Raw genomic sequence first — 19,865 nt, 5'->3', positions numbered from 1 at the left:
GAATATGCTAAGCTGGAGCGAATCTGTGTGCTATCCACTCACCGGATGCACCGCTTAGGCAAAGCGATCATGGACGAGCTTGAAGCGATTGCACGCGAGAAAGGAATGAAGAAAGCCAAGCTGCATGGACAGGTGCAAGCGGCGGCTTTTTATGAAAAGCAAGGGTATGAAGTGGCGTCGACCGTATTTATGGAAGAAAACATCCCGCATGTTAAGATGGTTAAAGATTTATCACATTAATTAATAGAGAAGAACCTGTGAGCTACCGCCTGCAGGTTCTTTTCTATTTTTCAGACCAATTTTTTGCGGAAATGAGAGGGAGACACACCCTTCACCTTCTTGAACATTTTCGAGAAGAGCAGAGGATCGGTATAACCGACGGAATGGGAAATATCAGAGACCGAAAGCTGTTGATTGTTCATTAAATCACAAGCTTTATCCATTCGGTAATGCAATAAATACATTTGAGGGGAAAGCTGCTCGACCTCTTTAAACAAGGACGAAAAATAGATTCTATCAATACCGATCCGATTCGCCAGTTCGGTAATGCTTATTTTTGTATAATAATTCATTTTGATATACTCGACGGCTTTACGCACATATTCATCCTTCGCCTTCGGCATGTACCCCAATTGATTAGGTCCGGTCAGCATATCGATCCATTCCGAGAAGAGACGGTAAAGCAGGCTGTGTACGATAAGCCCGCTGTTTTTTTCAAGAGCTTCTGCTTCAGCCAGCTGATCCATCCAAGGGTCAAACCAATTGGCCGGCGCAAAGGTGAAATAAGGGTTGTCGACGCTGAGCTGCACTTGTTCAAGCAAACGCTCAACGCTGCTGCCTTGAAAGGCTATCCAAGAATAAACCCACGGTTCCAGCTCATCAGCCATCATATGACAGATGATATTTGGAAAAACCATGAAGCCTTGCCCTTTTTTTAGCTCATACGTATGGCCGTTTATATGGTAGCTTCCTTTACCTTCATGAATAAACAAAACTTTATAATGGTCTTTTACTCCTGGTCCCCAATTGTAGCTGGGAGGGCAATACTGCTTTCCATGGTAATAATAAATGAGATCATAATGCTCGCACATCCGGTTCAGCTCCTGCCATTGAATCTTATACATCTTACATTATGACATATAAACCTTGCTTGTGGACATTCCTTATTCCTGTAAAAATCAATATACTTTGAAAGTAATCAGATTTAGAAGTAAACATTATTGCATATTTTTTTCAAGGAAATCAGATTAATAGGACAAGGGGACTACCATTACATGCCATATGCAGCAGAGCAATCACGTTATTCCGATATGTTGTACAAACGCGCAGGCAAGAGCGGCATTAAGCTGCCCGCCATCTCACTCGGACTTTGGCAAAACTTTGGCGGTAACCAGCCGCTGGAAAATTCAAGAGCAATGATTCTAAAAGCATTTGATCTAGGAATCAACCATTTTGACCTTGCAAACAATTATGGACCGCCTGCGGGATCCGCTGAGGAAACCTTTGGTGCGGTATATAAAAAGGATCTTGTTCCATATCGGGACGAGCTGCTTATATCCACAAAAGCAGGCTATTACATGTGGGAGGGTCCTTACGGAGAGTGGGGCTCGCGTAAAAATCTGTTGTCCAGTCTTGACCGCAGTCTAACCAGAATGGGCCTTGATTACGTCGATATTTTTTATTCTCACCGCCCGGACCCGGAAACGCCTTTGGAGGAGACAATGGGAGCGCTTGACCATGCAGTCAGGCAGGGTAAAGCTTTGTATGTGGGATTGTCCAATTACAACGCGGAGCAAACTAGCGCAGCGGTAAAAATCCTGAAGGAGCTCGGCACGCCATGTCTTATTCATCAGCCGAACTATTCGATGCTGAATCGTTGGATCGAAGATGGGCTGCAGGACGTACTCGAAGAGCAGGGGATTGGTTCAATCGCTTATTGCCCGCTCGGCAGAGGCCAGCTGACCAATAAGTATGTCGATAAAATTGAAGCGGAAGCCAAGGCGCCGAACAGTACGATGAAGCCGGAAGCCATCACTGGGGAACGAGTACAGAAATTCCGCAGCTTGGAGACTTTTGCCGCCAAAAGAGGCCAAACACTCTCTCAACTGGCATTGTCATGGGCACTTCGCGATGGCGGAGTAACCTCTGCGCTTATCGGCGTCAGCCGTGTTAGTCAAATCGAAGAAAACGTGAAGGCACTGGAAAGCGCACCGTTATCCGCTGACGAAATAACAGAGATTGATTTGATCATGCACAACATTGGAGATATTCCATGGTAAAAGCAAGCCCAGGCGCATACAGCCTGGGTTTTTTCTTTATGCTCGCCCGCTAAATCACTCCAAAAGCAGGAAATAGAGAGTGTTCTGTGGAAATATTGGATGAAAAACAACCTAATGAATGAGGGAAACTATGACCGAACTAACAGAAGCTTATGTTGATTCATTCGCGCTAAACGCGGGTGCGATCAAAAACGGAAAGGATCTCGTTCGTAAAAACAGCTTTCAAAAGCTAGCCCGCACAGAAGACGGAACGCTGCTTTTCGGGGAATGCAAGGGCAGCGGCAAAGAGCCCTATAGCTGTTCCGCAGACTTTTTAAAAGCGGAGCAGCCTATTTTTCGTTGTTCCTGCCCAAGCCGACAGTTTCCATGCAAGCATATTTTAGGACTCATGTACGCCTATGCGGAGGGCAAGACCTTTGACATTGCAGATATTCCTTCTGATATTGCGGATAAACGAGAGAAAGCAGACAAGCGCGAGGAGAAAAAGAAAGAAACCGCCGCTGCCCCGGAAGGTAAGGAGAGCAAACGCAAGGTTAATAAAAATGCTCTGGCTAAGAAGCTTGCCTCGCAGCTAGAGGGGATTGAGCTGGCGCATAAGCTGATCCAGCAAATGGTGCAAGCAGGCTTGGCTTCCTTAGATAAGCGGTCCATTCATATGTATGAGGATCAAGCAAAGCAGCTTGGCAATCACTATGTGCCAGGGGTGCAAGCAGCTCTTCGTGAAGTATTCGTATTAATAAACAGCAGCGATAACCACGAAGCGATTTATTCGGAAGCTTTCGAACAGCTAGCTTCCTTGCATGCATTGCTTAAAAGAAGCCGGGACTATATAAAAGCGCGTATCGAGGATCCGGACCTGCCGATGGACATCACAAGTGTTCTAGAAGAGAAGATTGGGCATGCTTGGCAGCTTTCGGAGCTTCGCGAGCTGGAGCTTATTCGCAGGGATGTTGAGCTGGTCCAGCTAAACTTCCGATCTTATACGGATGAAGCCCGGGGAGAGTATGTGGATGAGGGGCATTGGCTGCAGCTTCATGACGGGGAAATCGTCGTTACACGCAACTATCGGCCATTTCGAGCAGCTAAGCATATCAAGGAAGAAGATTCCGTATATATGGCCGTTCAAACGAAGGAGCTGTTTACTTATCCGGGTGACTTGAACAAAAGGGTCCGGTGGGAAGAAATGACCATGAGGGAGTTAAATGCCGCCGACCGAAAAAATATTCGATCCTTTGCTGAGCGATCCTCCGCCGCGGCTGTAAAAGCGGTAAAAAACCATTTAAAAAACCCGTTAGCCGATAAAAATCCAGTCATGCTGCTCCATGCAGCTGAAGTAGCCAAAACGGAAAATGGCTGCGTATTGATTGATGATCAAGGAGGAAGGCTGCCCCTGAGCAATATTAGTAGAATTGGGCATCCCACGCTGCAGCTGCTGCATCATTTAAATCATGAGCAAATAAAAAATACCGCGGTACTGGTCATGTTCGAGAATCATTTATCCGAAGGCAAGCTAACTGCCCAACCGCTGACGCTGATTAACGAAAATGAAATGATTCGATTATTTTATTAATGCGAGACGAAGGAGCATAGGATGAGCATTCCATTACTTAGAGAGTTACATCAAGATGTACGCCGATTAGTCATCGCGGGAGCTGGCATTGCGGCGGATGATTTAAGACTAAAGCGGATGCTGCCGCAGCTTCAGCAGCTTGGAGACAAAGCACCCATTTTTAAACGAGTTGCTGAAGAGGTTAACGGGGTTACCGAGGCAAAGCCCGAGCATGCGGCAGGTAAGCTAATGGATTTAGCCGTCTTGCTTCACGCTGTCCTGCACACCCAAAGCTCTGCGGATGCGGAGGGTGAGCTTCTTCCGCTAGGGAATTCCGCCAATCTGATCCGAGTATCCACCGAGTACCCTTATAGAAAGCTAAAACCGCTGCTTGATGCACTGACTCAGCGCGGTCCCGGTCGACTCGAGATCATCAGACAAGGCGCAGAGGATGGCCTATTTACCGACTTTCGGGCGTTCATTCCGGCGGTGATCGGGCTGAGAGACAACTATGCTGAGATTGCAGATTATATCGCAGAAAAAGTGATCCCGCAAATGAGCGCAGCAGTACTTCCTATTTTGCATGAGCAGTTCAACATGCATGGAAACAGCGGCGATGCTAGAATGATGGTCTGCCTATACCGCCTAACCTCGGAATCCGAAGCGCTCTGGCCGCTGTTATCTGCCGTTTCGAAGGAAGGGGCGTCGCCCGTTCGCCTAGCTGCTATTTCTTTAATGGCGGGCTTGCCTGCGTTCGAAGAGGAACTGCTAGAATTGTCGCATGACAAAAAGAAAGACATTCGCGGCGCTGCGTTAAGCGCGCTTTCGGGGTTTCAATCTGATCGGGTTGTCATCCGGTTGATGGATGCGTTGGCGAAGAAGGATACCGAGCTTGCGATCGCACCGATACAAGCTTGTCCAGCGCCGCGTTTAACCGAGCAGCTGCTTCACTTGGGCACCGCACTTATCGATAAAATCGAATCAGGTGAACCAAGCACCGCCGTAAAAGAGACGCTAAGCGGCGTGATTTCAAGCTTTCAAACCAAAGCGCATGAAAGCGCAGTGAGACAGTTTTTAATGCGAATGCTCTCGAATGAGAAGGTCGATTACAAGGAATACGATTTGATTTTGAACGAAGCAGCTCAAATTTTGTTGTATTCCAAGGATAAGCTTGCATTAGCTTATCTGCATGAGCAGCGGGGTAGCCGGCCGCCGTTAATAGGCTATTCGTTGAAGGCTGCGCTTCATTTTCTTGAGCCAGCCAAGCTATATGATCAATATGAGGGTTACCTAACGCAGAAAAAAGGCAAAAATTCGCGTGAGCTGCTTCAAGCCTTTTATGCATGCACGTCTAATCCATTGGATCTAATGATCTCGGGACAGCAGGAACAAGCGAATGTGGTATGGGACGCGAGATGGGTTGATCGATTCGTGGAGCTTAATGAAGAAGAGCTGGTATGCCGTTTGGTCAAAGCGCCAGATAAAAGGATCGTGGCTTATCTGGTAGAGAAGTCTAAGGTCGCGCCTCAGCTGATGAAACCGCGGACCTTGCTCCTTTTTCACACGTTATTTAGGCTCGGACACCGGGAAACGGATGAGATGTTCTTATCCGCTTTGGAGATTGCAGCGCAAAAAACTTATTATTACGTGGATCGAGAGGAACAGCTGTTAATAGCCATGCTGCCAAGTCATTATGCGGAAAAGCTGCATCAAATCGCGGATAAAATCACTTATGAGTACTCGCGGAATCAAATCAAACAGTTAGCCGATCATGTTGCGGCCAAGCCGGCAGAGATCGAAACGGAAGCAGAAGGAGCGGGATTTCTAGCATGGATAAAAAACAAACTATCTTAAGGCAGCCAGCCGAACTGCTGTACGCGCACGAGCTGGAAGCATTGAAGGCTCATGATCAAGGACAGAAGCCGGCAGGCTGGCAGCTGTCTCCGCGGGCCGTGCTTACTTTTATTACGGGCGGTCATGCGGGCAAAGTCGATATTACGCCAAAATATATCGGTCATACGCGATTGGTCGAAATCGCCATTGCAACTTTACTAACCGATCGTGCCTTACTGCTGATCGGCGAACCGGGCACGGCAAAATCCTGGCTCTCCGAAAACTTAACAGCGGCCATTCATGGGGATTCCTCCAAAGTCATACAAGGAACTGCGGGTACCAGCGAGGAGCAGGTACGTTATTCGTGGAATTACGCGATGCTGCTGGCCAATGGCCCTACGGAGGAAGCATTGGTGAAAAGCCCCATTTACCGGGCGATGGAAACAGGCGGGATCTCACGATTTGAAGAGATATCACGTTGTGCCTCTGAGGTGCAGGATGCGCTCATATCCATTTTGTCAGAGAAGACGATTTCAGTCCCCGAGCTGGGAAGAGATATTCCGGCAGAGAGAGGCTTTTCTATTATTGCGACAGCTAATACAAGGGATCGCGGCGTAAATGATATGTCTGCCGCTTTAAAGCGGCGTTTTAATATTGTGGTGCTTCCGGCCCCTTCGGATTTGGAAACAGAGGTATCTATCGTACGCAAGCGCGTAAGCGAGATCGCTTCAAATTACCGGCTCGGAGAGGCAGTTCCAGAAGAGGAGGCGGTACGCAAGGTTGTAACGATCTTCCGCGAGCTGCGCAGCGGAATGACCCTTGATGGTAAAGAAAAGCTTAAGCAGCCAAGCGGTGCCATCTCGACAGCCGAAGCGATTTCATTGCTGATCAACAGCATGGCTCTGGCAAGCAGCTTTGGCGATGGCCAGGTTGCCGAAGAGGATCTTGCAGCAGGCCTGCTCGGCGCGGTTGTGAAGGATGAAGCCAAGGATGACGCGGTATGGAAGGAATATTTGGAAAACGTGATGAAGAAACGGGGAGCCGAGTGGAGAGGGCTATATCGTGCTTGCCGTGAGCTGAGTTCGTGAGCGCGGGTGCCGCTGTCAGGCACGGCGTCCATATTTTCGGCGTGCGACATCTCTCGCCAAACGGAGCACTCCATTTGATCAGTTATTTAAATGAGACCAAGCCGCTCTTAGTACTCGTAGAGGGTCCTTCGGATGCGTCAGAGCTGATCAGTCAGATCACGTTAAGCGGAGTGAAACCTCCGATTGCTATTTTGGCCTATACAGAGCAGCTGCCTATACGAACGGTTGTTTTCCCGCTGGCTGAATATTCGCCGGAATATCAGGCATTTTTGTGGGCGTCCTCAAATGGCGCGGAGGCAAGGTTTATCGATTTACCATCAGATGTGTCCGTTAGCCTGCATGCAAGCCGAAGAGGCGCATTGGAAAAAGAAGCGGATTTAGAAGGTGCACGCGAATACCGTCAGCAAATCAACGGACGCTATGAGCAAGTCGCAATACTTGCTGGCGAACCCGATTACGAAACGTATTGGGAACGGTATTTTGAACAATTAAACAAGCCTGGAACATACCGCCTTGCCATACAAGCATTCTCTAATGAAATGCGCCAGTTATCCGAGGCAGAGGAGCGTATTCATACGCCGATGGAGGCAGCGCATAATGAAATCCGCGAGGCTTACATGCGCTCCCAAATATCCAAGGCGATTGCCGAAGGCATTCCGCCGAACCGTATCGTAGTCGTAACTGGCGCCTATCATGCATCTGCGCTTGAAGCGGAACGATCGGAATTGACAGCGGCGGAAGCCGCATCCTTGCCGTCGGTTCCGACCAAGCTTACCTTGATGCCTTATTCGTACTATAAGCTGTCGAACCATTCCGGCTACGGCGCAGGAAATATGGCACCATCGTATTTCGAGCTGGCGTGGAAGTGTGCAAAATGCGGAGATCCTGACAAGCTTGCTTCGCTCTATCTTGCAACGATTGCCGGACATATGCGTGAGAGCGGCATGTTTCGATCCGCTGCTTCCGTTATTGAAGGCGTTAGGCTCGCAGAATCATTAGCGTCCTTGCATGGTGGAAGGCTGCCGGTATTACGGGATCTTCATGATGCCGCAATTACCTGTCTTGGTTACGGGGAGCTCGCCAATGTTGCGGATGCGATCGTAAGAACGGATGTTGGAACCAGCATCGGCTTTCTGCCTGAGGGCATCAGCCAAACGCCGATACAGGATGATTTGAACCGTAATTTGAAGACGTTGAAGCTAGAGAAATATAAGACAACCGTTGCGACTGAGCTAGAGCTGGATCTCCGTGAAAATCGAAGGGTAAAGTCCGAGGAGGCTGCTTTTCTCGACTTAAGAAGATCCTTTTTCCTTGAACGGATTCAGCTGCTGCAAATCAGCTTTGCAAAAAAGCGCGCTGTCAGACAGGACAGCGCAACCTGGGCAGAAAGCTGGGTGCTGCGCTGGACGCCGGAAGCGGAAATCGAAGTGGTCGAATCCATTATGAAAGGGGAGACGATTGAGCTTGCCGCTTCATTTTTAATAAAAGAGTCGTTGGCTCAAAGCACGAATATATTAGAAGCAGCGGCTCTCGTTCTGGCGGCTTGGCAATGCGGTCTTCCTGCTTCCATGGAGGATGCCCGTCAAACGCTGCAGCGATTAGCGGTTGATGCCGGCGATTACACGCAAATTGCTGGCACGCTTCGGGAACTTTCATTATTAGTACAATTTGGCGATGTCCGAAAAATGGATACTGGTGTCTTAATCCCGCTGCTTCAACAGCTGTTTTTGCGGGGGACGCTGCTTCTTGTTGATTCTGCCGCATGCAGCGATGATGCGGCAGCGGAAATGGCATCGGCCGTTATCGATATGCACGCGGTATCGCAGCAGCATTTCGATGTGGTAGACGATGAGCGCTGGGTAACGCAGCTGGAAGAGCTCGCCTATCGGGATGACCGTAACGCGAAGCTCTCCGGACTTGCCTTCGCACTGCTTTTAGAGCGAAATCTTATCGATAATGACCGTTTAGCCAGGGAGGTATCCAGAAGATTATCGCCTGGTATTCCCGCAGATATTGGCGCTGGCTGGTTTGAAGGCATGTCGCTAAGAAACCGATATGTGCTATTATCCCGCAGACAGCTTTGGGAGCAGCTTAATCTGTATACAGCGTCGCTTGATGAAGAGCAATTCCGGCGTTCCTTGGTCTTTCTTAGAAGGGCGTTAGCTGCATTTGAACCGAGAGAGAAGAACGCGATTGCCGAAATGCTGGGAGACCTATGGGGATTTGGCATGATTGAGGCTGCCGATGTCCTGCAGCGTCCGCTTAGCAGCGAAGAGCAACAAAAATTGGACGAGCTCAACGAGTTCGATTTTGGAGACCTATAAGATGAGCGATAATGAGCAATTCGAACAATTGAAGCGCTGGCGTCTTATTTTAGGCCAAGCTGCAAACGACAAACTGTCCGATATGGCGAATGGGCGCGGACTGCTTGATGAAGAGCAAAGCTTAATGGATGAAGCGCTGGCTGCTATTTATGACGATACGGTTAATGATCCAAAAGATAAACAAGGGAATAGCGCTGCACGCTCGGCTGGACTAGGCGCTTCTTCTCCTAAACTAACAAAATGGCTTGGCGATGTCCGAAGCTTCTTTCCTTCTGATATCGTTTCCGTTATCCAAGCGGATGCGATTGAAAGAAAGGGCTTGACCCAGCTGCTGTTTGAGCCCGAAACGCTCAGGCAGGTGAAGCCTGATATCCGAATGGTTGCGACTCTCATTGCATTAAAGGGCCGTATTCCCGAGAAAACGAAGGAGACGGCGAGATTACTGGTCCGCGAGGTCGTGGATGAGATTATGGCGAGGCTGGCGCATGATATTCGCCGTGCAGTGACCGGAGCGCTAAACCGCAGGAGACATTCTCCGCTTCCTTCCGTAACCGGGCTGGATTGGAAGACGACGATACGCCGTAATTTGAAGCATTATGATCCTGAAAGGCAGCTGCTTATTCCGGAGAAATTTTATTTTTTCGAGCGGGCACGGCGCAGTAAGGAATGGACTGTAATCCTTGATATTGATCAAAGCGGGTCAATGGCAGATTCCGTTATTTATGCGTCTATTATTGGATCGATTTTCGCAAGCTTGCCCTCGCTCGATACGCATGTCGTTGCTTTTGACACGGAAGTCGCTGATCTAAGCGAGCAATGCGCGAGTGATCCCGTTGATATGCTATTTGGCATTCAGCTCGGCGGCGGAACGGATATTAACAAGTCGGTTCAATATTGCGAGCAGTTTATCCATGATCCGAAAAAAACGCTTTTTATTTTAATTTCTGATCTCTATGAAGGCGGCAATCAGTCAGCGCTTATCCGTCGAATGGAAAATATGCGTCAATCGGGGGTTAGCGTCATTTGCCTGTTGGCGTTGTCTGACGGCGGTGTTCCTTCCTATGATGCGGAGCTTGCGAAGCGATTGTCCGGCTTTGGCATTCCTTGCTTTGGCTGTACTCCTGATCGTCTGCCAGAGCTAATAGCGGGAGCTCTGCAAGGTCAAGATTTACAGGCGCTTGCTGGAGCAATAACTGATTCGGGTAAAAAAGCATATAAACAATTTAAGTAAACTTAAGACTTAATTAAACTTTAATTACATGCCTCTTAATGATTGACGGTTATCTTTAGTAGAGATAACGAGTTGATTTTAGGAGGTTTTTTCTTGTGAAAACAAAGCTATATGTCCTATACGGCGGCAAGTCCGTCGAGCATGAGGTTTCTTTGAAAACAGCATACACCGTCATTTTATCCCTAGATGAATCGAAATTTGAAATATTTCCTATTTATATTACTCGCGATGGCATATGGACCGCGCTTGAGAAGCTAAACCGCTTTGGGCTTGAGCTTAATGATTTAATTGCTGCACCAAGATATGCAGATGCCGCAGAATCGATCGGCAAGGTGCTTGTCAGTCATTTCACTTTGCCGGGAAGAAAGGTCGTATTGCCGCTGCTGCATGGCTCGAATGGAGAGGATGGAACGATTCAAGGCATGATGGAGCTTCTCAATGTTCCCTATGTAGGGAATGGCGTGCTTTCTTCTGCGCTTACGTTGGACAAGGCCATTTCGAAGCAGCTGCTCGCACAAGCAGGAATCAATCAAGTTGATTACCTCGTATATCGCTATGATCAATGGGGGGATAATCGCGAATTAATTTTGCAAAACGCGGAAGAGAAAATCGGATATCCCTGCTATGTGAAGCCGGCCTCTCTTGGATCAAGCATTGGTATCAGCAGATGTTCGGACAAGCAGCAGTTGATCGCGGGAATTGCCGAAGCGTTTAAATATGACAGCAAGCTCGTGCTTGAACGCGAAGTATTAGGCAGAGAAATCCAAGTAGCTGTCATGGGAAACGAGAAGCCGATCGCGTCGCTGCCAGGCGAGTTTATCCATAATCATGTCTTTTTCGATTTTGAATCCAAATACATGGACAAGCATCTTATGATGTCCATTCCAGCGCAGCTTTCAGAAGAGCTGACAGCGCAAATTCGAAAAACCGCAATCCAAGCTTACCAAGTACATGGCTGCTCGGGTCTTGCGAGAGTGGATTGTTTCCTCGATGGAGAAGGGCATCTGTATGTGAATGAAATTAATGCGCTGCCCGGTTTTACGAATTACAGCATGTATCCGGTCATGTGGGAACGGACGGATGGAACGCCGTATTCGGAGCTGGTAGAGAAGCTCATTGATTATGCTTTTACGCGACATGCAGAAAAACAAACGATTCTCTATACGAGGTGATGTCATATGCAATACGATACTTGGGCTGAGGTTAGTTTAAACCATATTCGCGATAATATGCTAAAAATACGTCAAACTCTTCCACGAGCCGTCAAGCTGATGGCTGTTGTCAAAGCGAACGGCTATGGTCATGGCGATTTGGAGGCAGCATGGATGGCTGAATTAGCCGGTGCAGATTATTTAGCCGTCGCTCATTTAGAAGAAGCGCTGAGGCTGCGGGTAAACGGAATAATGCTGCCCATTCTTATTTTGACGCCAATAAGTCCTGACAATGTGCAGCTTGCGATAGAAAATGATTTGATGCTTACGGTTGCGAGTGCTGCATGGTTAAAGGAAATGAGAAAGTACAAGCCGCTGTCACCCGCAAGAAAGCTGAAATTGCATGTAAAGATGGATACGGGTCTTGGGCGAATCGGCATTAAAACGAAAGAAGAATGGGAAGAACTTGTTCCTTGGCTTAAGGCAGCAGACATCATCATCGACGGATTTTATACGCATTTTGCAACAGCTGGCCATTCGGATACGACGTTTCTCGAGCTGCAAACCAAACGGTTTATGGAGATGATGGACTGGAGCTATGCTTCATCCCTAGCCATTAATCACTATCACTGCGCCGGAAGCTCGGCTGCTCTGCGGTTTCCGAATCTTGCGATGGATATGGTGAGAATTGGTGCAGCCATGTATGGCTTCTATCCAAAGCAGCTTATTCCGTCCCTGCAGCTTGAACCTGCATTAAGTCTGCACAGCCGGCTCATTCAAGTGAAAAAGCTGAACGAAGGCGAATTCCTCGGATACGAAAATAGTTATCAGGCGAAAGCGGAGGAATGGATCGGAAYCGTGCCTATCGGCTATGCGGATGGCTGGTCTCAGAGGATGCAGAACACCGAGCTGCTTATAGGCGGGAAGCGTGCCCTTGTTATCGGTAAAATCTGCATGGATCAGTTAATGGTGAGACTGCCTGGACCTTTTGACATTGGAACAGCTGTGACCTTAATCGGCCGCCAAGGAGCAGAAGAGATAACCTTCGCTGAGCTAGCCGCTCATATCGGAAGCGTTGCCCAAGAAGTATCGACGTCACTAACAGCGAGGGTAAGAAGAAAATATATAGGCAAAGAGGAGGCAGTTGCAAAATGGGACAAACGAACCGCACAATCGATTTACAAGAAAGCTATTATGTAAAAAAGCATACAGCTGCCGTGAAGGTCAGACGATCAGACATCTATGAAGGACATCTTGTTTTAGTTAATCGCGCTAACCCCATCCGGAAGGTGATTCCTTCCGATAACCTGCAGCCTCTAAGCACAAATCCAAACTTAAAAGAGCTGCAGGACGGCATGCTTTTGGAAAAATCATGCTTTCAGCAATTCATTGCTCTTCTTGTTGCGTGCCAAGGCATGGAAGATATTATGGCCGTGAGCGGGTATCGTTCGAAAGAGGAACAATCTAATATTTATGAAAGCTCTTTGGTCGAGAACGGAGCCGAATATACAGCAAGCTACGTTGCCCTGCCGGATCAAAGCGAACACCAAACCGGGCTCGCGATCGACGTTGGGAAGGCCGATAAGGATGTTGATTTTATTGCGCCTTCCTTTCCCGACAGCGGAATCTATTTGAAATTCAAGCAGCTTGCAGCTTCATTCGGATTCATTCAACGCTATAAGGAAGGAAAAGAACAGATTACGAACATATCCTGCGAGCCCTGGCATTTCCGCTATGTTGGTTCTCCGCATGCCGAAATCATGGAAAAAAACGATTGGTGCTTAGAGGAATATATCGATTTTTTGCAAGGCTTCACCTACGCCGGTGAACATTTCGTGTTTGAAAATGATAATCTTCGCGTTGTGATCTATTATGTTCCGGCCGAAGAAGGGCAATCCACGATTGTTCCGATCGTAAGCTGTGATATTTACCGGATATCAGGCAATAACAGGGATGGTTTTATCATTTCCGCGTTCACTTCGAAAGGTCGTCCTGCTCTTGAATGCTAAACCAAATTACAGCGGGCTGGATTGGCTGAAGTTTGCCGCTGCGCTGCTTGTCATAGCCAATCATACCGGTCCGCTGCACGCCTACTATGCCTATGCGGATTTTCTGCTCAGCGGGGTTCTTACTCGAATTGCTGTCCCGATATTTTTTATGTCTTCAGGCTTCTTCTTCTTTCGAAAGCTGACCGGAGACCCTGCTGAGGATCAAAGGGCTTTATGGGGATATTTTAAGAAAATAGCTTTCTTATACGGGATTGCCATTTTGTTATACCTTCCTTTGAATGTATACAAAGGCTACTTTTCGGATAGCTTTACATTCATTGGTTTTTTGAAGGATCTTATTTTTAACGGGGCATTTTATCATTTATGGTATCTGCCTGCGCTCATCATCGGACTTTATTTGACTTATATCTTGTACGTGAAAATATCCCTGCCCAAACTGCTTGTTATCTGCTGCTTGCTTTTTGGCATCGGGCTTCTTGGAGATAGCTACTACGGGTTGACGGTGAGGGCGGCCGGCTTTCATCAGCTTTATGATACGATGTTTTTGGTCTTTGATTACACACGTAACGGTATATTATATGCGCCCATCTTTATCGTCTTAGGAGCTTGGGCAGCAAAGCATCCAAAGCCAGAGAAAAAACCAATCGTTAATGCTGGTTGGTTCTTCTTATTTCTGGGGTTCATGCTTGCTGAGGGTATGATATTAAAGGCGGCGGAATTTCCCCGTCATGACAGCATGTATGTGTTTGCTCTGCCTGCTGCCTATTTTTTATTCCAGTGGGCTTTAGGTTGGAAAGGCAGATCCGGTAATGCATTTCGAGAATGGCGAGTGTGGATCTACATTTTGCATCCCATCGCGATTGTGCTTGTGCGCGGAGGGGCTGAGGCGGTGAAGCTTGAATCGTTATTCATCACGAATAGCTTAATACATTTTGTAACGGTATGTTTAGTGTCGATCGCAATGGCTGCCGCAGCCGTAAGATTATCCGTCATAAAATTCAGATTTCGACCATAGACATAATAGCGGGAGATGTTCGTTAGTTTAGATTTAACGGGAGGAGAGGCCGCAGCGAAGGAGCATTACCTGCAGCTGGGAGGGATTGCAATGAGTATCGAGTTGCTCATTCAACTGCTCATGCTTGTCGTAATGATCATCGATATGGCTAACCGATCAAAAGATTCGTAACGGTGAAAGACAAAACATCCATTTGGATGTTTTGTCTTTTTCGTTTGTCTAGCCTAGCTCCCATTCCTGAAGCAACATGATCGCTGCGCCGGCAGTTACGGCATCTTCGGTCAACTGGCCTTGCGTAAATTTGGGCTCATATTGCGGAGAGTAATAAATGTTGCTGCGTGCAACCTGTATAACGGTTTCGTAAATGCTCTTATGTACGTTAACGAGCGGACCGCCAAGGATAACAGCCTCCGGGTGCAAAATATTAATGAGATTGGCAATGCCTATCCCTAGATAAGTAGCAGTTTGCAGAAACTGCTCCGTAATGAAGGAATCCTTCAGTCGATACGCCTTTTGCAAAGCGTCGAATTGAATTTCCTCCGGCGGAATGCCTGAGAGGGAGCTTGCCCGCCCAAGCTTCAGCTGGGAACGTATTTTTTTCTCCAGCGCAGGGATAGAAACGAGCGCTTCAAGCGCTCCATAATTTCCTTCGTCCCCAAGCCTTGGACCATCCGTCTGAATGATCATCTGTCCAAAGGATCCTTCCATGTCTACGGCGCCTCTTACAATTTGACCGCCTGACATCATCGAGGTTCGAAGGCCGACACCGGCGTGGACATACAGCATATGCTTGACTTCTTCATTCCGAAGCGCCCAATGCTCACCGATAATTGCTGTGTTTGCTCCGTTATCGAGCAGGGCCGGCAGCCCGAGCCGCTCCTCCAGCCATTCGCAAATAGGCACATTACTCCAGCCCTCAGCAGGAAAATATCGCGGCTTAAGCATAATCCCGTCTTCACGGCTTAAGGGCCCAACAGCACCGATTCCTATTCCAATCACTTTTTCCCGTTCGATTCCGCAATCGCTCAGCATTCGCTCGGCCAGCTTCGTAATTTTCGCCAGCAGCGTCTCCGGCGTCATTCGTTCATCCATCTTCCATCGCTCGAAGGCTAGCGGTTTTAGGTTGAGGTCATACAAGCCGATAGAGGAGGAAAAGCGGGATATTTCCAAACCAAATACGGCGCGGTGTTCGGGATTTACGCGATATAGAATCGGCTTGCGGCCTCCGGTTGAGCGTCCTAATTCGGATGCCAGGATTAGGCCGTCTGTTAGTAATTCCTCCAGCAGTCTGGATAAGCTGGTGCTTGTGACGGTAAGCCGATTCATTAGCGCGGCTTTGGATACCAAGCCATTTCGAATGATTAAATCAAATACTTGCTTTTTTATCGTAGGATGCTTCACATTCATCATTATATCTCCAATTGTCCAAGTAATTATATCGGATATAAACCAATCTCTATTATATGCTCTTGCACGATGCATGACTAGACAATCTCCATATTTTTTAATGGAAGAGCCGGGTAAATCCTGATCGGCTGAAAGGAAAAGAAAGAAAATAATACGAAACTTATCAAGTTTCGACAAAGTATTCGGTTGTCTTGTAAGAAAAGAAGTTCTATAATTAGCCTATAAAGCAAATTATCGATAATCTGAAAGTGAAGGAGGCATAAGTAAAGCCCTTTTTTTTCTTCAGTTTTGGGAACGCTTTCTTTTTTTTGATCWATATTATCGATAATCGATAATATGAAACGGAGACGTGAGTGCGATGTATGGAAACGTGCCAATTTCACCAGTAAACTCTATCAGTGAGCATGTATATACCGCGTTGAAGAAAGAAATTCTAGCAGGAGACTTGCAGCCCGGCGCGCGATTGCTAGTGCTTGAAATCGCTAAAAAGTTCAACATAAGTCAGGCTCCGGTACGAGAGGCGCTGGAACGATTAAAGTCAGCTGGTTTTATAACCGGTATTCCTAACAAAGGCTCAGTCGTCTCAAATATAACATCCAAAGAAATAAGGGATATTTTCGAGCTTCGTGAAATTATCGAAGGTTTTGCTGTACGGAAATCCATGGAGCATTTAAGCGAGGAGGATTTCCTTTACTTAGAAGACATCATTCACAAAATGGACCTTGCACATGAACAAAACGATATCTTAAACATATTAGAGCTCGATATGGAGTTCCATGGATTCTTCTATAGACGCTGCGATAATCATATGATTTTGGAGCTTTGGAACCGGATGCGGATCAAGGTGATGCGTTTTATGGCGATCTCCAATCGTCATTATTCAACTGATGAACTTGCCGATTGGCATCTAAGGCTCATAGAGGTACTGCGATCCGGAGACACGCTCTTAGCGGAGCAAACGTTTATCGAGCACATGCATTCCTATAAAATGATTCATCTCAATTAGTGTCATGCATCTCGTAAGTCAACCTTACAAAGGGGTAGTGGAGTATGCTGAGCGAGGGATTATTATTTAAAGAAGATGTTATTCTTACATGGATGAGAGATCGTTTTTTGCGCAATTTGGTGTCGGATACAGGTGCTATGAAATCAGATTTAAAGGATAGCTTAACCCGTCTGCAATTGAATCCCTATTACACTTTTCCAGCTATGGCTTTGCTTGAGCCGACTGCTCATTTTGATGATGAGCATGAGAAGATATTGTACCTGGAGCGGCTGCGGGACTATATGCAGAAGAATATATCGGATGGCAGCGTTGTATTTGTGGATGAAGAGGGGAGGGTCGGCCTTCTCTTTTCATGGGTGTCAAAGGAGCAAATTCAAACGATTCAGGTGATGTTAAGGGAGCAGTTCCAGCAGCCGATCAATATCGGGGTAGGAAAACCCTGCAGTCATCTCTATGATATCGTTCATTCCTACCGGCAAGCTTCGCGGGCGCTGCGGCATAAATTTTACCGGGGAACGGGCACGATCATTTATTACAGCGAGCTGGGGCGCTATGAATCGCTGCAGCAGTACCCTTCAGATAAAGAGAAGGCGCTGTATAACGCGTACAAAACGGCCGAAACGACGGAAGAAATTGAACAATGCGTACAGCTTTTTTATGGAGAGCTGCTGCATAAGGGACCGCTGGATACACAAAACGTTTACGATCTAACGGTTAGACTCTTGGTAGGTATCGAGAAAAGAGTGCTTGCGGAAACGGAGAATGTCATTGCCTATGAACGGTTCGATGTTATGTCGATCGTAAAGCTGGAAACGTTGGAGGAAATCAAGCACTATGTCATTCATTTCCTGATCGGATTAAAAGATGTGCTGTCTCACAGCCAGAAAGAGAGCCACCGCAGTATTATCAAAAAAACGATTCATCACATGGAGCAGGAATGCCAATACGCTTCTCTTCAAAGTGTTGCCCAGAAGGTATATATGACGCCAACCTACTTAAGCCTTTTATTCAAAACGAATACAGGCAAAACGTTTATTGAGCACTTGACCGATATTCGTATCGATAAAGCAAAGGATATGCTGAAAAGTACGCATTTTAAAAACTATGAGGTTGCTGAAAAGGTGGGTTATCAGGATCCGCGGTATTTTAGCCAAATCTTCAAGAAAAAAGTGGGGCTTTCGCCAAGCGAATACCGGGAATCAGTCGGAAAATAAAGAGGGAAAAGGACTCTTTCGGCGAACTTGCTGCCAACCGGAGTCCTTTTTGACTTTCCTTTTATAGGCGAACATCGCTCTGCGGACCGTTCCGCTCCGCTTTTTGTGCATCCGCAAGCTCCGAATCCCATGTAAGATGACGATATTCGGCAGCCGCGGCATCATTTTCAAACCAGTTTAAGAAATCAKACCAGAGCGACACATCCCAGGCTGCGTCAATTTGTGCCGTCGAATAAACGCTGTCGCGAAGACGGACAAACCCGAACACATCACGTACCTGTGATTTCTCTGCTTGCACTACCGTCAGCTCGGCCAAATGAGGCGGAATGAAGATAACGCCCGACGGTGTGCCAAGCACAACATCGCCAGGCATGCATATTGCTTTGCCGATCCGTGTCGGCACGTTCATGCCAACCATCGTAACGTCTGCGATAGCGGTCGGATCGCTGCCGCGATAGAAGACGTTGATATTATCAATTTCAACGATTTGCTGATTATCGCGAATGCCGCCCCAAATGACGGCTCCGCCGCGTTTGGTTCGTGTCGAGATCGCTGTCGACAAATTTCCGCCTACATAAGTGCCGAGATGAACTTTGTCGAACATGTCTACAACGGCTACGTCATCCTCAACCAATGCATCGATGACCCACTGATTGAAGAAGCCCTTGCGATCCTCTTGCTCATGTCCATGCTTGAGTAAGGTTTCATGCAGGTCGGGCCGCTTAGGCACCATCACAGCTGTAACGGCACGGCCAACCATCACATTATTAGGGTGGACGATTTTGAAATCGCCTTCAAATTGAAAGGCATAACCTCTGTTCCAGAGCGGTCCCCAGGCTTCCTCCAACGTAATTTTTCGCATGCGGCGAAGGACATCCTCGGATACCTTTGGGCGTCCATTAGGAAAACGTTCACCCTCCCAAAGCGGTGTAAGCTGAATCATATCTTCCGGATTATCAAATTTCATAATGAGCACCTCTCTCGCAATAGTATGATGAAGTCTGGTGTGGCTTGCTTCCTAATTCTATTGTTAGGGACATTCAAGTTTTTGTCGATGCGACTTTCTTAAGGCATTTTTCGCCAATCTATGAATTTTTCACACTATATAAAAACAAACGAATTCATAAATTCCTCCCCTTCAACCATGTAACCGCTTTCGTATAAAGTTAGAGAACATTATTCATGAAAGGGGAGGAGATGATCGGAGTGAAAACGGAGAGAGCTATTCAAACGGAACGAGTAACCAGACTTGCAAAGCCAAAGCGCAAAGAAAAGGGGATGCATCATTTAGCAGGATACGTTTTTATCTCCCCATGGCTGATTGGCTTCTTGCTGCTGACACTGTGGCCAATTGCACAATCGTTTTATTTGTCCTTCACTGAATATTCTTTGCTGGAGGATCCCGTCTGGACGGGAACGGACAACTATTCGAAAATATTTACGAGTGATGCTACCTTTACGAAATCGCTCAGCGTCACCTTTATGTTCGTACTGTTCTCTGTTCCGCTTAAGTTGTTTTTCTCGCTAATGGTTGCGTTGGCCCTTAACAAAAATATTAGAGGCATGAATATTTACCGGACAGCGATTTATTTTCCTTCCTTAATCGGCGGGAGCATTGCGGTAGCTGCACTGTGGCGCAATATGTTCGGTATCGACGGCTATATCAATCAAGTGCTGGCTTGGTTCGGAATCGAAGGCGTCGGTTGGATTTCCAACCCGGATACTTCGCTAGGGACATTGATTTTGCTTAACACATGGC

At 47.2% G+C, this 19,865-nt stretch carries 18 protein-coding genes; 15 read left to right on the top strand and 3 right to left on the bottom strand.

The features are described 5' to 3' along the window. Positions 1–240 (top strand): GNAT family N-acetyltransferase (locus AC1DLI_RS33485; protein ID WP_477609912.1); only part of this gene is annotated, 240 nt, incomplete at its 5' end. Between the two features lie 50 nt (positions 241–290). On the opposite strand, the gene AC1DLI_RS33480 is transcribed toward AC1DLI_RS33485, so the two are convergent. After that, on the bottom strand, positions 291–1,091 hold the full coding sequence (locus AC1DLI_RS33480) for an AraC family transcriptional regulator (RefSeq protein WP_477609910.1): 801 nt from the start codon (positions 1,089–1,091) through the stop codon (positions 291–293). 183 nt (positions 1,092–1,274) lie between these two features. Here AC1DLI_RS33480 and AC1DLI_RS33475 point away from each other — a divergent pair, with 183 nt between their 5' ends. From AC1DLI_RS33475 to AC1DLI_RS33425, 11 genes are all read left to right on the top strand, one after another. Further along, entirely contained in the window at positions 1,275–2,279 is a 1,005-nt protein-coding gene (locus tag AC1DLI_RS33475; protein ID WP_477609908.1) for an aldo/keto reductase, read from the top strand. Between the two features lie 130 nt (positions 2,280–2,409). After that, positions 2,410–3,849: an SWIM zinc finger family protein gene (locus tag AC1DLI_RS33470; protein WP_477609906.1), complete on the top strand. Its 1,440-nt coding sequence runs from the start codon at positions 2,410–2,412 to the stop codon at positions 3,847–3,849. Between the two features lie 21 nt (positions 3,850–3,870). Continuing rightward, positions 3,871–5,682 carry a HEAT repeat domain-containing protein gene (locus tag AC1DLI_RS33465; protein WP_477609904.1) on the top strand — a complete coding sequence of 604 codons (1,812 nt, stop codon included), beginning with the start codon at positions 3,871–3,873 and terminating at the stop codon, positions 5,680–5,682. Further along, entirely contained in the window at positions 5,658–6,749 is a 1,092-nt protein-coding gene (locus tag AC1DLI_RS33460; protein ID WP_477609902.1) for an ATP-binding protein, read from the top strand. Before AC1DLI_RS33465 ends, AC1DLI_RS33460 begins: the two co-directional genes overlap by 25 nt. Next, positions 6,746–9,073, top strand: coding sequence for a DUF5682 family protein (locus AC1DLI_RS33455; RefSeq protein WP_477609900.1), 2,328 nt, complete (start codon positions 6,746–6,748; stop codon positions 9,071–9,073). The genes AC1DLI_RS33460 and AC1DLI_RS33455 overlap by 4 nt, the downstream gene beginning before the upstream one ends. Position 9,074: 1 nt before the next feature. Next, positions 9,075–10,304, top strand: coding sequence for a VWA domain-containing protein (locus AC1DLI_RS33450; RefSeq protein ID WP_477609898.1), 1,230 nt, complete (start codon positions 9,075–9,077; stop codon positions 10,302–10,304). Positions 10,305–10,399: 95 nt separating this feature from the next. Continuing rightward, the gene (locus AC1DLI_RS33445; RefSeq protein ID WP_477609897.1) at positions 10,400–11,476 is read left to right on the top strand and encodes a D-alanine--D-alanine ligase family protein; all 1,077 of its coding nucleotides are present in this window, start codon (positions 10,400–10,402) and stop codon (positions 11,474–11,476) included. 6 nt (positions 11,477–11,482) lie between these two features. Next, positions 11,483–12,655 carry an alanine racemase gene (gene alr / locus AC1DLI_RS33440; RefSeq protein ID WP_477609895.1) on the top strand — a complete coding sequence of 391 codons (1,173 nt, stop codon included), beginning with the start codon at positions 11,483–11,485 and terminating at the stop codon, positions 12,653–12,655. Next, positions 12,607–13,464 carry a D-alanyl-D-alanine carboxypeptidase family protein gene (locus AC1DLI_RS33435; RefSeq protein WP_477609893.1) on the top strand — a complete coding sequence of 286 codons (858 nt, stop codon included), beginning with the start codon at positions 12,607–12,609 and terminating at the stop codon, positions 13,462–13,464. Before alr ends, AC1DLI_RS33435 begins: the two co-directional genes overlap by 49 nt. After that, a complete protein-coding gene (locus tag AC1DLI_RS33430; protein ID WP_477609891.1) occupies positions 13,454–14,479 on the top strand; it encodes an acyltransferase family protein in 1,026 nt (341 codons plus the stop codon). Before AC1DLI_RS33435 ends, AC1DLI_RS33430 begins: the two co-directional genes overlap by 11 nt. Before the next feature lie 15 nt (positions 14,480–14,494). Then, the gene (locus tag AC1DLI_RS33425) at positions 14,495–14,650 is read left to right on the top strand and encodes a hypothetical protein (RefSeq protein ID WP_477609889.1); all 156 of its coding nucleotides are present in this window, start codon (positions 14,495–14,497) and stop codon (positions 14,648–14,650) included. A 48-nt stretch (positions 14,651–14,698) separates the two neighbouring features. Here AC1DLI_RS33425 and AC1DLI_RS33420 read toward each other — a convergent pair whose 3' ends face one another. Then, positions 14,699–15,886, bottom strand: coding sequence for an ROK family protein (locus AC1DLI_RS33420; protein ID WP_477609887.1), 1,188 nt, complete (start codon positions 15,884–15,886; stop codon positions 14,699–14,701). Positions 15,887–16,244: 358 nt separating this feature from the next. Between AC1DLI_RS33420 and AC1DLI_RS33415 the strand changes: the two genes are divergently transcribed. Further along, a complete protein-coding gene (locus AC1DLI_RS33415) occupies positions 16,245–16,892 on the top strand; it encodes a GntR family transcriptional regulator (RefSeq protein WP_477609885.1) in 648 nt (215 codons plus the stop codon). A gap of 44 nt (positions 16,893–16,936) precedes the next feature. Next, on the top strand, positions 16,937–18,106 hold the full coding sequence (locus AC1DLI_RS33410; protein WP_477609883.1) for a helix-turn-helix domain-containing protein: 1,170 nt from the start codon (positions 16,937–16,939) through the stop codon (positions 18,104–18,106). A 61-nt stretch (positions 18,107–18,167) separates the two neighbouring features. On the opposite strand, the gene AC1DLI_RS33405 is transcribed toward AC1DLI_RS33410, so the two are convergent. Next, positions 18,168–19,073, bottom strand: coding sequence for an RraA family protein (locus tag AC1DLI_RS33405; protein ID WP_477609881.1), 906 nt, complete (start codon positions 19,071–19,073; stop codon positions 18,168–18,170). Positions 19,074–19,384: 311 nt separating this feature from the next. On the opposite strand from AC1DLI_RS33405, the gene AC1DLI_RS33400 reads away from it, so the two are divergent. After that, a partial coding sequence (locus AC1DLI_RS33400; RefSeq protein WP_477609914.1) for a carbohydrate ABC transporter permease occupies positions 19,385–19,865 on the top strand: 481 nt, incomplete at its 3' end.

Source organism: Paenibacillus sp. 01T443 (genome assembly GCF_056398325.1).
The sequence above is the reverse complement of the archived record's forward strand: the minus strand, read 5'-3'. Positions and strand labels throughout refer to the sequence as shown.

Bases quoted from the DNA above. Each gene is read 5' to 3' on its own strand.
- AC1DLI_RS33480 (WP_477609910.1), bottom strand. From the start codon at position 1,091: ATGTGCGAGCATTATGATCTCATTTATTATTACCATGGAAAGCAGTAT.
- AC1DLI_RS33475 (WP_477609908.1), top strand. From the start codon at position 1,275: ATGCCATATGCAGCAGAGCAATCACGTTATTCCGATATGTTGTACAAA.
- AC1DLI_RS33470 (WP_477609906.1), top strand. From the start codon at position 2,410: ATGACCGAACTAACAGAAGCTTATGTTGATTCATTCGCGCTAAACGCG.
- AC1DLI_RS33465 (WP_477609904.1), top strand. From the start codon at position 3,871: ATGAGCATTCCATTACTTAGAGAGTTACATCAAGATGTACGCCGATTA.
- AC1DLI_RS33460 (WP_477609902.1), top strand. From the start codon at position 5,658: ATGGATAAAAAACAAACTATCTTAAGGCAGCCAGCCGAACTGCTGTAC.
- AC1DLI_RS33450 (WP_477609898.1), top strand. From the start codon at position 9,075: ATGAGCGATAATGAGCAATTCGAACAATTGAAGCGCTGGCGTCTTATT.
- AC1DLI_RS33435 (WP_477609893.1), top strand. From the start codon at position 12,607: ATGGGACAAACGAACCGCACAATCGATTTACAAGAAAGCTATTATGTA.
- AC1DLI_RS33425 (WP_477609889.1), top strand. From the start codon at position 14,495: ATGTTCGTTAGTTTAGATTTAACGGGAGGAGAGGCCGCAGCGAAGGAG.
- AC1DLI_RS33420 (WP_477609887.1), bottom strand. From the start codon at position 15,886: ATGAATGTGAAGCATCCTACGATAAAAAAGCAAGTATTTGATTTAATC.
- AC1DLI_RS33415 (WP_477609885.1), top strand. From the start codon at position 16,245: ATGTATGGAAACGTGCCAATTTCACCAGTAAACTCTATCAGTGAGCAT.
- AC1DLI_RS33410 (WP_477609883.1), top strand. From the start codon at position 16,937: ATGCTGAGCGAGGGATTATTATTTAAAGAAGATGTTATTCTTACATGG.